Source organism: Alistipes sp. An66, assembly GCF_002161445.1.
GTDB lineage: Bacteria > Bacteroidota > Bacteroidia > Bacteroidales > Rikenellaceae > Alistipes > Alistipes cottocaccae.
Genome location: NZ_NFHT01000005.1, coordinates 92,305 through 105,509 on the forward strand (window position 1 = coordinate 92,305; position 13,205 = coordinate 105,509).

Sequence of the window (13,205 nt, forward strand, 5' to 3'; positions counted from 1 at the left end):
CTGCATCGTCAGGATGGGGGTTTTCCTTGTTTGGGGCTGTCTCCGCTATTTGTTGCGCTCGATCAGCGAACGGATGCTCTGGATGAGCATCGTGACGGCCACGGAGTTGAACCCGCCTTCGGGGATGATGACGTCGGCATACTTCTTCGAGGGTTCGACGAATTCGTCGTGCATGGGCTTCACCGTGGAGGTGTACTGCGTGATGACGGACTGCATGGTGCGTCCGCGCTCGCAGACGTCGCGCAGGATGCGCCGTGCGAGCCGGATGTCGGCATCCGTATCGACATAGACCTTGATGTCCATCAGGTCGCGCAGCTCCTTGTTTTCGAAGATGAGGATTCCGTCGACGATGATGACCTTCGAGGGCTTCACGCAGACGGTTTCGGGCATGCGGTCGTGCTCGACGAACGAATAGACGGGATGTTCGATCGGGACGTTGTTTTTCAACGCCTTGATGTGCTCGACGAGCATCTCGGTATCGAATGCCTGGGGATGGTCGTAATTGAGCTTCGTGCGCTCCTCGTAGGTGAGTTCGGGATGCGCCTTGTAGTAGTAGTCGTGGCAGAGCGTAGCCACGTCGTCGCCCTCGAATGCCTCTTGCAGGCGTTTCACGAGGGTTGATTTTCCCGATCCGGTACCTCCGGCGACTCCGATAACCGTAACTTTCATGGGGTGTCTGTGGTTTTAGGGTGGTCTGATGGTTTAAAAAAGGACCGCCCGCAGCGGGGGCAGTCCTTTTCCGTAGGTTTAAGCGTCGATGTTGGCGTAATGGGCGTTGCGTTCGATGAATTCGCGGCGGGGCGGCACGTCGTCGCCCATGAGCATCGAGAAGATGCGGTCGGCTTCGGCGGCATTTTCGATGTTCACCTGACGCAGGATGCGCGTGTCGGGGTTCATCGTGGTCTCCCACAACTGGTGGGCGTTCATCTCGCCGAGACCTTTGTATCGCTGGACGTGGGCGCCCTTTCCGAATTCGGCGGTGATTTCGTCGCGCTCCTTTTCGGTCCAGCAGTAACGCTCCTGCTTTCCCTTCTTGACGAGGTAGAGGGGCGGGGTGGCGATGTATACGTGGCCGTTTTCGATGAGCTCCTTCATCTTGCGGAAGAAGAAGGTCAGCATGAGCGTTGCGATGTGGCTTCCGTCGACGTCGGCATCGGTCATGATGATGATCTTGTCGTAACGCAACCCTTCGAGGTTCAGGGCCTTGGAGTCCTCCTCGGTACCGATCTTGACGCCCAGGGCGAGGAACATGTTCTTGATCTCCTCGTTCTCCCACATCTTGTGCTCCTGGGCCTTCTCGATGTTCAGGATCTTACCCCGCAGCGGCATGATGGCCTGGAAGTTGCGGTCGCGGCCCGACTTGGCGGTACCGCCTGCGGAGTCACCCTCGACGAAGAAGATCTCGGCGACGGAGCGGTCGCGGCTCGTGCAGTCGGCGAGTTTTCCGGGGAGTCCCGATCCGGAGAGTACGGTCTTGCGCTGGACGAGTTCGCGGGCATGTCGTGCGGCGTGGCGTGCCGTGGCTGCGAGGATGACCTTCTGGACGATGGCGCGGGCATCCTTGGGGTTCTCTTCGAGGTAGTTTCCCAGGGCTGCGGCCATGGCCTGGTCGACGGCGGCCGAAACCTCGTCGTTTCCGAGCTTGGTCTTGGTCTGCCCCTCGAACTGGGGTTCTGCGACCTTCACCGAGACGACGGCCGTCAGACCCTCGCGGAAGTCGTCGCCGTTGATGTCGAACTTCAACTTGGCGAGCATGCCCGAATCCTCGGCGTACTTTTTGAGCGTTCGGGTCAGGGCGCGGCGGAAGCCCGTCAGGTGCGTACCGCCTTCGATGGTGTTGATGTTGTTGACGTAGGAGTGTACGTTTTCGGAGAAGGAGTCGTTGTACTGCATGGCGACCTCGACGGGTACGCCGTTCTTTTCGGTGTCGAGGTAGATGATCTGCTCGATGATGGGGGTTCCGCGCGTGGCGTCGAGATACTTGACGAACTCCTTCAATCCCTCTTCGGAGTGGAAGTGGTCCTCGCGGAGTTTGCCCTCCTCGTCGGGGCGGCGGTCGTAGAGGTTGAGCCGGATTCCCTTGTTCAGGAAGGCTAACTCGCGCAGCCGGTTGGCGAGGATGTCGTACTTGTACTCGGTGGTATGGGTGAAGATTTCGGCGTCGGGCTTGAAGGTGACGATCGTACCGCGGTCGGAGCACTCTCCGACGATCTCGACCTGCGACGTGGGCTTGCCTTTGGAGTAGGACTGTCGGAAGATCTTGCCGTCGCGGTGGATTTCGGCGATGAGGAGCGTCGAGAGGGCGTTGACGCACGATACGCCGACGCCATGGAGACCTCCGGAAACCTTGTAGCTTCCCTTGTCGAACTTACCTCCGGCGTGGAGCACCGTGAGGACGACTTCGAGGGCGGACTTGCCCTCCTTTTCGTGGAAGTCGGTCGGGATACCGCGGCCGTTGTCCTTGACGGTGATGGAGTTGTCCTCGTTGATCGTGACGTCGATGTCGGTGCAGTATCCGGCGAGGGCCTCGTCGATGGAGTTGTCGACGACTTCGTAGACGAGGTGGTGGAGCCCCTTCTCGCCGATGTCGCCGATGTACATGGCGGGACGTTTGCGCACGGCTTCAAGGCCCTCGAGGACCTGGATGTTCGACGCGGAATATGCTTCTTCCTGTTTCTTAACGTTTTCTTGTTCGGTACTCATTTCGTCGTTTTGAAATATCGTACAAATGTACGAAAAAGTTTCGGATAATCCAATAGAGCGGAACGCCGCCGCGGGGTTAAAATTACGCCAGTTCGGCAGCGAGATCGACCTCGCGGATCTTTCCCTGCGCGAAGAGGACGGCGCGGGCGGGGTAGTTCTCAATGAGTGCGGTGTTGTGGGTGGACATGACGACGGCGCATCCGTTCTCGGCGATCCGGCGGAAGAGCTTCATGATGCCGTCGGCCGTCACGGGGTCGAGGTTTCCGGTGGGCTCGTCGGCCAGCAGCACCTGCGGGTCGTTGAGCAACGCGCGGGCGATGACCAGGCGCTGCTGCTCTCCTCCGGAGAGTTCGAAGGGCATCTTGTAGCTCTTGGCGCCGAGTTCCACCAGTCCGAGCACCTTGTCGATGCGTTCGCGAATCTCGTGTTCGTGTTTCCATCCGGTGGCCTTCATCACATAGTAGAGATTCATGAAGACGTTGCGGTCGGTGAGGAGCTGGTAGTCCTGGAAGACGATGCCGATGCGGCGGCGCAGATAGGGAATATCCCGGCGCCGGAGTCCGCGCAGATCGAACCCTGCGACATACCCCTTTCCGGTCAGCAGCGGCAATTCGGCATAGAGGGTTTTCAGCAGGGAGCTCTTCCCGCTTCCGACGCGGCCGATCAGGTAGACGAACTCTCCGGGTCGGACCGTGAGGTTTACGTCCGAGAGGACCATCTCGCCCTGCTGGAGGAGTTTTTTCTCGGAGACGCTTCCGAAGGGATCGTCGGCGTGGTAGATGGCCACGTCGCGGAGTTTTACGACATATTGGTTGTCCATGACAGTATCGGTTTTCCGAGTCAAAGATAAGAAAAATATCCGGAACGGGATCTGCGGCGGGAAAAAACGGAAAAAATGTATTATCTTTGCGGAGTCTACGGTCGGCTTTCGGTCCGGAGAAACTGGGGGTGCCCGGTTTTGACAGCAGGCAGAGTTTGATTGTAAGCACGCCGAGCGCTGTGTGGCGGCTCGTAAATCCCGACGCTCGAACTATAAATGGCAATAACAGCTACGCACTCGCTGCCTAATTTTCCAGGAAAATTGGCTTAATCGCCGGGACCCAGGAGTTCTGGCGACGAGTATCCCGGAGGGCGGTTCCGCTCCTTAACGGCTCTCCATACGGGGTATCATTCATTTGGGGATAGTGCACCGGAAGTCCCGGCCGGTGTGCGAAAATCAAGGGACTGGGCTCCGGGTTGGGTTGCTGCCTGCCAGACCCGGGGAGGAGGACGAAACGGCAGATAAGCGTGTAGAAAGCTTTCGGGTTCCCTGTTTGGACGCGGGTTCGACTCCCGCCACCTCCACGAACGAAACCGGCATCTTCCTGAACAGAAGGGGGATGCCGGTTTTTGCTTTACGTGCGGTCTGCCTGAATTCCGGATTTTCCCGAAACGGCGCCGCCGATCGGGAAAAAATGCTATCTTTGCGTTGCGAATCATAAAAACTACCGTACCGATGAAAAAAATATTGTTGCTGGGCTCCGGGGAGCTGGGCAAGGAGTTCATGATTGCGGCCCAGCGTCTGGGCCAGACGGTCATAGCGTGCGACAAATACGCCGGGGCTCCGGCCATGCAGGTTGCCGACGGCTTCGAGGTCTTCGACATGCTGGACGGCGATGCGCTTGCTGCGGCCGTGGCGAAACACCGCCCGGACGTGATCGTTCCGGAGATCGAGGCGATCCGCACCGAACGGCTCTACGACTTCGAGCGTGCGGGCATTCAGGTGGTGCCGAGCGCGCGTGCCGTGAACTACACGATGAACCGCAAGGCAATCCGGGACCTGGCGGCCCGGGATCTGGGGTTGAAGACGGCGCGCTATTTCTACGCCACGACGCTGGACGAACTGCGTGCGGCGGCCGACCGGATCGGCTATCCGTGCGTGGTGAAGCCGCTGATGTCCTCCTCGGGCAAGGGCCAGTCGGTCGTGAAGGGCCCCGAAGAGGTGGAACACGCCTGGCACTACGGCTGCGAGGGGTCGCGGGGCGACATCCGCGAGTTGATCGTCGAGGAGTTCATCCGCTTCGACAGCGAGATCACGTTGCTGACCGTGACGCAGAAGAACGGTCCGACGCTCTTCTGCCCGCCGATCGGCCACGTGCAGAAGGGCGGGGACTACCGCGAGAGCTTCCAGTCGCCGCACATCGCGCCGGAACATCTGGCCGAAGCGCAGCGCATGGCCGCTGCGGTGACCGAGGCGCTGACCGGGGCCGGACTCTGGGGCGTGGAGTTCTTTTTGAGCCACGAGAACGGCGTCTACTTCTCGGAGCTGTCGCCTCGCCCGCACGATACGGGCATGGTGACGCTGGCCGGGACGCAGAACCTCAATGAGTTCGAGCTGCACCTGCGGGCCGTGCTGGGGCTTCCGATCCCGGAGATCACCTTCGAGCGGATGGGAGCCAGCGCGGTGATCCTCTCGCCGGTGGCCACGCAGACGCCGCACTACGAGGGCATCGAGGCGGCCCTGGCCGACAATCCGCGCACCGATATCCGGATCTTCGGCAAACCCTCGGCGCGCATCAACCGCCGCATGGGCGTTGTCGTGGGCTACGAGCCGCACGGGAGCGATCTCGACGCGCTCCGCACGCGGGTGAAGGCTGCGGCCGAGCGGGTGAAGGTCACCGAATGACGAACGAATCCTCTAAACAGATACAGCGCATGAAAACCTACGCAATCATTGAGACCGAAAAGGGGACGATGAAGGCCGAACTGTACGCCGACGCGACGCCGGGTACGGTGGCCAACTTCGTGGACCTTGCCGAACACGGCTTCTACGACGGGCTGACCTTCCACCGGGTGATCCCGGATTTCGTGATCCAGGGCGGCTGCCCGCGGGGCGACGGCACGGGCGGTCCGGGCTATACGATCAAGTGCGAGACCTCGGCGCCGCGTCAGCGCCACGACCGGGGCGTGCTGTCGATGGCCCACGCCGGGAAGGACACCGGGGGTTCGCAGTTCTTCATCTGCCTGAACCGGGAGAACACGCAGCACCTCGACGGCGTGCATACCTGCTTCGGCCAGGTGGTCGAGGGGCTGGACGTGATCGACGACATCCGGCGCGGCGACCGGATCTTCACGATCCGCATCGTGCGGGAGTAACCCCGAACTCCGGACCGCATAGCGACCACTCCGATTGCATCGGGGTGGTTTTTTCGTTCCCGGGCCGACGGTGACACCCCTCCGGATGCACTTTTCGGACCTTCGTGTTTTTTCGGATCCGTGCCGACCGCAACCTCCTCCGGACGACTCTTTACGGGTCTTCTCTTCCGACCGGCCCTTCCGTCACCCTTTCCTCCCTTCCCTTCCGAAAAAAATCAGCCGTCCCGGATGAGGACGGCTGACGGATGATCGGAACCCGAAGGCCGGGTCTATTTTCCGAACGCGGCCTTGATCTTGTCGGTAGCCTTTTTGAGCAACTCCTCGGGGCAGCAGAGCGTGATGCGGATGTAGCGCTTGCCTTCCGAGCCGAAAATGGCACCCGGGGTCAGGAAGACGTCGGTCTTCTCCATCACCTCGTCGGAGAACGAGAAGCTGTCGCCCTCGTAATCCTCCGGGAGCTCGGCCCAGACGAACAGACCGGCCTGATGTTCGCGGTAATGGCACCCCAGGGCGTTGAGCAGTTCGTAGGCCTGACGTTCGCGGCCGTAGTAGATCTCGTTGAGTTCCTTGTACCACTCCTCGCCGAGCGACAGTGCAGTTTCCGAGGCGGCCTGAATGGGGTAGAACATGCCGGAGTCCATGTTGCTGCGGAAGGTCATGACGTCTTTGAGCCACTCGGCCTTGCCGACCAGTACGCCGACGCGCCATCCGGCCATCGAGTGTCCCTTCGAGAGGGAGTTGAGTTCGAGCGCTACCTCCTTGGCACCCTCGACGGCCATGATCGAGAGCGGTCCTGCGGAGTTGCGGATGAAGCTGTACGGGTTGTCATGGACGATGAGGATATTGTGCTTGGCGCCGAAGTCGATGATCTTCTCGAAGAGTTCCATGGAGCCGACCTGACCGGTGGGCATGTTGGGATAGTTGACGAGCATCATCTTCACGCCGTCGAGCCCGGCCTTTTCGATGGCCTCGAAATCGGGGTAGAAGTTGGTCTGCTTGTTGAGCGCGTAGGGGACCATGACGCCGCCGGCGAGTTTCACGCCTGCGGAGTAGGTCGGATATCCGGGATTGGGGACGAGGACCTTGTCGCCGGGATTGAGGAAGGTCATGCAGATGTGCATGATACCCTCCTTGGAGCCGATCAGGGGATATACTTCGGACTTGAAGTCGAGGTCGACGTGATACCATTTTTTATACCAGTCGGCAAAGGCTTTGCGGAGGATGGGTTCACCCTGATAGGACATGTACTTGTGTACATCGGGTCTTTGGGCCTCTTTTGCCAGCCGGTCGATGACGGACTGATGGGGCGGAAGGTCGGGGCTACCCATGGCAAGTTTTACGATCTGGCGACCGGTTGCCGCCTCGATTTCGGCGATTTCGCGCAGGCGGCGCGAGAAATAGTACTCTCCGATTCCGTCCAGCCGGTGCGACCGGGCGATGTTGACTGCTTTTGCCATACTGTTTCTGTTTTGGGATTATGCGCTTTGCGCAAAGATAGGGAATTCGGGTGATATTAAAAAATTATAGGAATAAAAAAAGCGGCCGGAGCCGCAATTTTATCATAAGGCGAAGAGAATGAATATCTGTGCCGTGAGCACTCGCAGGAACATGACCATGGGGTAAACGGTCGAATAACCGACGGCGGGCATGTCGTTTCCGGCCGTAGCGTTGGCGTATGCGAGGGCGGGGGGATCGGTCGTGGATCCGGCGATCAGACCCATGAGGGTGTAGTAGTTCATTTTGAACCGGAGTCGGGCGATGATGGCGACGATGAGGATCGGGACGACGGTGATGATGAACCCGTATCCGATCCAGCGATACCCGCCGTTGACGACGGCTTCGACGAATCCGTCTCCGGCTCCGATTCCGACGGCGGCGAGGAAGAGGGCGATGCCGACTTCGCGGAGCATGAGGTTGGCGCTTGCGGTGGTGTAGGTGACCAGATGGAAGTGGGTTCCGAAGCGTCCGATGAGGATGGCGACGATGAGCGGTCCGCCGGCGAGGCCGAGTTTGACGGGCTGGGGAACGTTCATCAGGGGGATCGAGCCGAGCAATACGCCGAGTGCGATTCCGACGAAGATGGTGATCAGGTTGGGATGGTCGAGTTTTTTGAGGGAGTTTCCGAGGACGTCGGCGACTTTGGCCACGGATTTGGCGGGTCCGACGACCATGACGCGGTCGCCGACCTGGAGTTCGAGCCCCTGATAGGGGATGAGGTCCATACCGGCGCGGTTCACGCGGGTGATCGTGATTCCGTATTTGGTGCGCAGGCGGAGGTCGGAGAATTTCTTGCCGTTGATCGACGATTTGGTGATGAGGATGCGCCGGGAGATGAGTTCGGCGTTGGGGGTGTTGTTTCCCCAGTCCTCGTCGGTAAGCTCGACGCGGTGTCCGAGGAATGCCACGACGGCTTCGACATCTTCGGCCTGACAGATGACCCAGAGCCGGTCGCCGAGGTGGATTTTCGTGTCGGTGTCGGCCATCGTGATGGAGCCGTCGGGGTGCATCACGCGGGAGATGACGAACTGGCGGTTGACCAGATCGCGGACATACTCGACGCTGCGGCCCTCGATGATCTGGTTGGTGAATTCGACGGAGACCTTTTCGGCGAGCTTCTGCTCGTTGGCGAGTTCGGCGAGCCCCTCGTCCTCCTTCTTGAAGTCGACGCGCAGGGCATAGCGGATGAAGATCATCGAGAGGATGATTCCGACGACGCCGAGCGGATATGCGACGGCGTATCCGAGGGCGATCGAGGGGTCGTTGACGCCCGAAGCGTCGGCGTATGCCTGCTGCGCGGCGCCGAGTCCGGGGGTGTTGGTGACGGCTCCGGAGAGGATCCCGACCATGGTCGGAATGGGGGTGCCGGTTGCGACGTGGATGATGTAGGCGGTGAGCACGCCGAGCAGGACGATTGCCGTGGCGCACCCCACGAGGGTCATTCCGCCGTGTTTGAACGAGGCGAAGAATCCGGGGCCGACCTGCAATCCGATCGAGAAGACGAAGAGGATCAGGCCGAATTCCTGGACGAAATGGCGGACGTCGTTGTCGACGGTCATTCCGAAGTGGCTGAAAATGATCCCGACGAAGAGGATCCAGGTGATGCCGAGCGACACGCCCTTGATTTTGATCTTGCCGAGGAGAATGCCGACCGTGATGACGAGAGCGAAGGTCAGCACGGCGTGTGCGACGCTGCTGCCGAAGAACAGGGAGTACAACCAATCCATAGTTTGAGGCGGAACGAGTTTAGTTTCGTGGAGGATTGGTGCAAAAGTAGTTGTTTTGACAGAAATTTAAAAACTTTTCGCTCCGATTTTTCCGATCAGTAGAGGTGCCGTTCCATGAGGGGCATCAGCAGGGCGGTGGCCAGTCCCATGAGGGCCATGGCCAGACCGCTCAACGCCCCCTCGACGGCTCCGATTTCGATGGCGCGTGCGGTACCGATTCCGTGGGCTGCGGCGCCGAGTGCGAATCCGCGGGCTTCGGGGTCTCGGACGCCGCACTTGCGGAGGATCCATTCGCCGAAGATGCTGCCGAAGATTCCGACGCAGAAGACCACGACGGAGGTGACGGAGACGTTGCCTCCGAGGGGTCCGGCGACCGATACGGCAATGGGCACCGTAACCGATTTCGGGGCGATGGAGTTCAGGATCTGCCGTTCGGCACCGAATGCCATGGCGATGTAGACGACGCTCAACACGCCGACGACGCATCCGGCGAGGGTTGCCGCACCGACGGGCAGCAGACTGCCGCGCAGCCGTTCGACCTGCTCGTAGAGGAGGTAGCCGAGTGCGACGACCGAGAGCCCGAGGGCGAAGTTGAGCGCACCGGTGGCCTGCTGATAGCGGGGGTAGTCGATGTCCGTGCATTTCAGGAAGACGATCACGGCGACGAAGGTCAGCAGTACGGGGTGGAGCAGCGGCACCCGCACGCGGCGGTAGACGAGCCCGCCGAGGCAGTAGAGCCCGACGGTGAGCGTCAGCAGAAAGAGGTCCGAGGTAAGGAACGAACGGTCAAGCATCGTGACGGAGTTGTTTGATATGACGGAGACGGGCCCTTCGGTTCAGGCTCTGGAAGGTCTTTCCGGCGACGAGCAGCACGAGGATCGTCGATACGATTCCGGAGACGAGGATGGCCCAGAGGTTTTCGAGGATGACGCGGTAGGAGTCCATGAGTCCGACGCCGTAGGGGACGAAGAAGAGGGCCATGGCTCCGAGGAGGAATTTTGCGGCGGGTCTTACGGTTTCGGGCTTGACCCAGTGCAGGCAGAGCGATGCGAAGAGGAGGATCATGCCGATGATGTTTCCGGAGACATAGCCTCCGGTGAGCAGGGAGAGCGCATTTCCCAGCAGCCAGAAGAAGAGGATGAAGAAGAGTCCGGTCATGAAAACGCGAATTGGTTACGAACGGGGTCTTTGTCAACGCGGAAGCCGACTCTGCGGAGCCGGCTTCGGGAGTAGGTCCGCCGTTTTCGGGCGGCAAAGATAGCGCATGGGAAACGCAAACGCAAATTTATTTTCGATTTCTCGCTTTGAGCGGGCATTCCGTTGCGGAGCAGGAGGCGCATCCGCCGTTTTTGCGGCCGCAAAACTGCCTCCATCCCCATACGGCGGCCCGGACGACGGCGACGAGGAGGATTGCTCCGACGATCCACTCCTGCCAGTCCATCGATCAGAAGATGCTTGCGATGTGATAGACAACCCAGGCGACGATCCAGGCGACGGCCGTGTTGTAGAGGATCGAGGCGACGGCCCATTTCCAGCCGGCTTCGGTGCCGATGGCGACGACCGTGGCGATGCAGGGGACGTAGAGCAGGATGAAGACGAGGAATGCCAGCGCTGCGGCCTTCGAGAAGTCGCCGCTGGCCAGCAGACGCCGCGACAGCGAGGCGTTCTCCTCCTCTTCCGCGAGCTCCGCCGACGGCTTTTCGGCCGCAGCCGCCCCCTCGGCGACCGCAATCGACGGCTGCCCGTCCGCCGTTGCGCCCTCGACGACCGCGATCGACGTCGGGCCGTCCGCCCCGCCGATCACCTCGGGCTGCGTCTCTCCGCCAACCGCTGCGATCCCGGCCTTAACCGTATCTACTTCGGCACCTCCGCCGACCGCCGCAACGCTTCCGGCGTCCTCACGGGCAACCATCGGTTCGGCCGCATCTGGGGCCTCCGGACCTTCGGCATAGAGGACGCCGAGCGTCGAGACGACGATCTCTTTGGCGGGCAGACCCGACAGGAGGGCGACGCCGGCCTTCCAGTTGAACCCAAGCGGTTGGAAAACCGGTTCGCAGGCCTTTCCGATCCTTCCGAGGTAGGAGTTTTCGTAGTGGGCCTCGGTTCCGGCGGTCTTGTCCGTGCGGGGGTAGTAGCTCAACGCCCAGACGATGACCGACGCGACGAGGATCATGCCTCCCATTTTTTTGAGATACTGCGCACACTTGTCCCACATGTGGGAGAGCGTGGTTTTCCAGGTCGGGAGGCGGTAGGGCGGGAGTTCCATGACGAACGGGGTTTCGTCCACGGGGAATAGGAATCGCCGCATGAGGCGGGCCGTTACGACGGCGAGCACGATGCCCAGCAGGTAGAGTCCGAGCATCACGGCGCCGGCGTTCGCCGGGAAGAAGGTGGTAGTCAGCAGGATATAGATCGGAATTCGTGCGCTGCATGACATGAACGGCGTAATAAGTATGGTAATCAGGCGGCTGCTTCTGCTTTCGATGGTGCGGCAGGCCATGATGGCGGGGACGTTGCACCCGAATCCCATGACAAGGGGGATGAACGACTTGCCGTGTACGCCGATTCGGTGCATGACGCGGTCCATGATGAAGGCGGCGCGCGCGAGGTACCCGGAATCCTCCATGAAGGCGATGAATAGGTAGAGGATCATGATGTTGGGGAGGAAGACGATGACCGATCCGACGCCGCCGATGATTCCGTCGACGATCATGTCGCGGAGCGCTCCGGCGGGCATCAGGGCGTCGACTCCCGCGCCGATCCATCCGACCAGAGCCTCGATCCACTCCTGCGGATATGCCCCGAGACTGAACGTGCACCAGAACATGAGCCCCATCAGGGCGAAGAAGATCGGGAATCCCCAGAGTTTGTGCGTCACGAAGGTGTCGATCAGTGCCGTGGCGGATACCTCCTCGCTTTTTCCGGGGGTAAAGGTCTCTTTGAGGGCCCCCTGGATGAATCCGTATTTCTGGTTGGCGAAGGCCGTCTCGACATCTTCGCCGAGGGCTTCGGCGATGCGTCGGGCTTCACGGTCGCGGATCTCGGCCCAGACGGGATATCGTTCGCAGCCGCGGAGCATCTCTTCGGCCTGGGCGTCGCTTTCGAGCATCTTCATGGCCCAGTATCGGGGAGGAAACGCCTTGGGCAGTTCTTCGCGGTGGAGACTCATGTCACCGTTGAGTTTGCGGAGACTCTCGTCGATGACCGGCCCCATGTTGATGTGGATGTGCCGTACGCGCTCGTCGCGGTTCTCGTACACGTCGATCACCGTATCGAGCAATTCGTTGATACCCTTGTTGTTGCGTGCCTCCACCGGAACCATCGGAACACCCATCATGCGCCCCAGACTGTCGTAGTCGAGCCGTGCGCCGCTGGCCTGCAACTCGTCGAACATGTTGAGCGCCACGACCATGCGCGGGTTTATATCGATCAGTTCGGTAGTCAGATAGAGGTTTCGTTCGATGTTCGAGGCCACCACGGAGTTGATGACGACATCGGGGGTTTTCGTGGCGAGATGATGGCGCACGAAGCGCTCTTCTGGGGTGTATGCCGAGAGTGCGTATGTTCCGGGGAGATCCGTGATCTCGAAGCGGTAGCCTCGATAACGGCAATAGCCGCTTTTGGCGCCGACGGTGACGCCGCTATAATTGCCGACGTGCTCATGCCCGCCCGAGATGGCGTTGAACAGCGACGTCTTGCCGCTGTTGGGGTTCCCGACGAGCGCGACGGCAATGGTCCGGCTCTGGCGCGTGAGGACCTCTTCGATCGACGAGCAGCCGTCGTCGGATTCATTTCCGTCGTCGCCGGTCTTTTGTGTTTCGGAATCGGTTTGTGGCGATTCATCTCCGGCTGCGGCCAGTCGGATCCGTTCGGTCCGTCGGGCCAGATATTCGTCGGCTTCGCTGTCGGAGAGGACCTCGACCATTTCGGCCTCGGATCGTCGCAGCGAGATGTCGTATCCCATGATCCGGTATTCGATGGGGTCTTTGAGAGGGGCGTTCAGGATCACCTCGACGCGTTGTCCGCGCACGAAACCCATCTCCATGATGCGGCGTCGGAATCCGCCGTGGCCCACGACCTTGACGATCGTGGCGGACTCGCCGCTTTTGAGTTCGGAAAGACGCATTTTTTACGAATTTTTCA

General features: G+C 60.5%; 11 protein-coding genes and 1 other RNA gene. 3 read left to right on the forward strand and 9 right to left on the reverse strand.

Annotated features, from left to right (window positions below):
• Positions 1–45 precede the first annotated feature (45 nt).
• The 3 genes from udk to B5G16_RS05300 form a co-directional block, all read right to left on the reverse strand.
• Entirely contained in the window at positions 46–669 is a 624-nt protein-coding gene (gene udk / locus B5G16_RS05290; protein ID WP_087261949.1) for a uridine kinase, read from the reverse strand.
• 78 nt (positions 670–747) lie between these two features.
• Entirely contained in the window at positions 748–2,703 is a 1,956-nt protein-coding gene (gyrB, locus tag B5G16_RS05295; protein WP_087261951.1) for a DNA topoisomerase (ATP-hydrolyzing) subunit B, read from the reverse strand.
• 82 nt (positions 2,704–2,785) lie between these two features.
• Positions 2,786–3,523: a cell division ATP-binding protein FtsE gene (locus tag B5G16_RS05300; RefSeq protein ID WP_087261954.1), complete on the reverse strand. Its 738-nt coding sequence runs from the start codon at positions 3,521–3,523 to the stop codon at positions 2,786–2,788.
• Positions 3,524–3,647: 124 nt separating this feature from the next.
• On the opposite strand from B5G16_RS05300, the gene ssrA reads away from it, so the two are divergent.
• The 3 genes from ssrA (at position 3,648) to B5G16_RS05315 (ending at position 5,838) form a co-directional block, all read left to right on the forward strand.
• Positions 3,648–4,050: a transfer-messenger RNA gene (gene ssrA, locus B5G16_RS05305) on the forward strand.
• 148 nt (positions 4,051–4,198) lie between these two features.
• A complete protein-coding gene (gene purT, locus B5G16_RS05310; protein WP_087261956.1) occupies positions 4,199–5,368 on the forward strand; it encodes a formate-dependent phosphoribosylglycinamide formyltransferase in 1,170 nt (389 codons plus the stop codon).
• A 29-nt stretch (positions 5,369–5,397) separates the two neighbouring features.
• Positions 5,398–5,838 carry a peptidylprolyl isomerase gene (locus B5G16_RS05315; protein ID WP_087261958.1) on the forward strand — a complete coding sequence of 147 codons (441 nt, stop codon included), beginning with the start codon at positions 5,398–5,400 and terminating at the stop codon, positions 5,836–5,838.
• A 269-nt stretch (positions 5,839–6,107) separates the two neighbouring features.
• On the opposite strand, the gene B5G16_RS05320 is transcribed toward B5G16_RS05315, so the two are convergent.
• The 6 genes from B5G16_RS05320 to feoB form a co-directional block, all read right to left on the reverse strand.
• Positions 6,108–7,295: a pyridoxal phosphate-dependent aminotransferase gene (locus tag B5G16_RS05320; protein WP_087261960.1), complete on the reverse strand. Its 1,188-nt coding sequence runs from the start codon at positions 7,293–7,295 to the stop codon at positions 6,108–6,110.
• 102 nt (positions 7,296–7,397) lie between these two features.
• Positions 7,398–9,062, reverse strand: a complete 1,665-nt coding sequence (locus B5G16_RS05325) for a putative transporter (protein WP_087261961.1) — start codon at positions 9,060–9,062, stop codon at positions 7,398–7,400.
• Between the two features lie 95 nt (positions 9,063–9,157).
• Positions 9,158–9,856, reverse strand: coding sequence for an LrgB family protein (locus tag B5G16_RS05330; protein WP_087261963.1), 699 nt, complete (start codon positions 9,854–9,856; stop codon positions 9,158–9,160).
• A complete protein-coding gene (locus B5G16_RS05335) occupies positions 9,849–10,220 on the reverse strand; it encodes a CidA/LrgA family protein (protein ID WP_087261965.1) in 372 nt (123 codons plus the stop codon). Before B5G16_RS05335 ends, B5G16_RS05330 begins: the two co-directional genes overlap by 8 nt.
• Before the next feature lie 127 nt (positions 10,221–10,347).
• Complete coding sequence (locus B5G16_RS13015) at positions 10,348–10,503, reverse strand: FeoB-associated Cys-rich membrane protein (protein ID WP_143260835.1); 156 nt, start codon at positions 10,501–10,503, stop codon at positions 10,348–10,350.
• A gap of 3 nt (positions 10,504–10,506) precedes the next feature.
• The gene (gene feoB, locus B5G16_RS05345; protein WP_087261969.1) at positions 10,507–13,188 is read right to left on the reverse strand and encodes a ferrous iron transport protein B; all 2,682 of its coding nucleotides are present in this window, start codon (positions 13,186–13,188) and stop codon (positions 10,507–10,509) included.
• Positions 13,189–13,205: the final 17 nt, after the last annotated feature.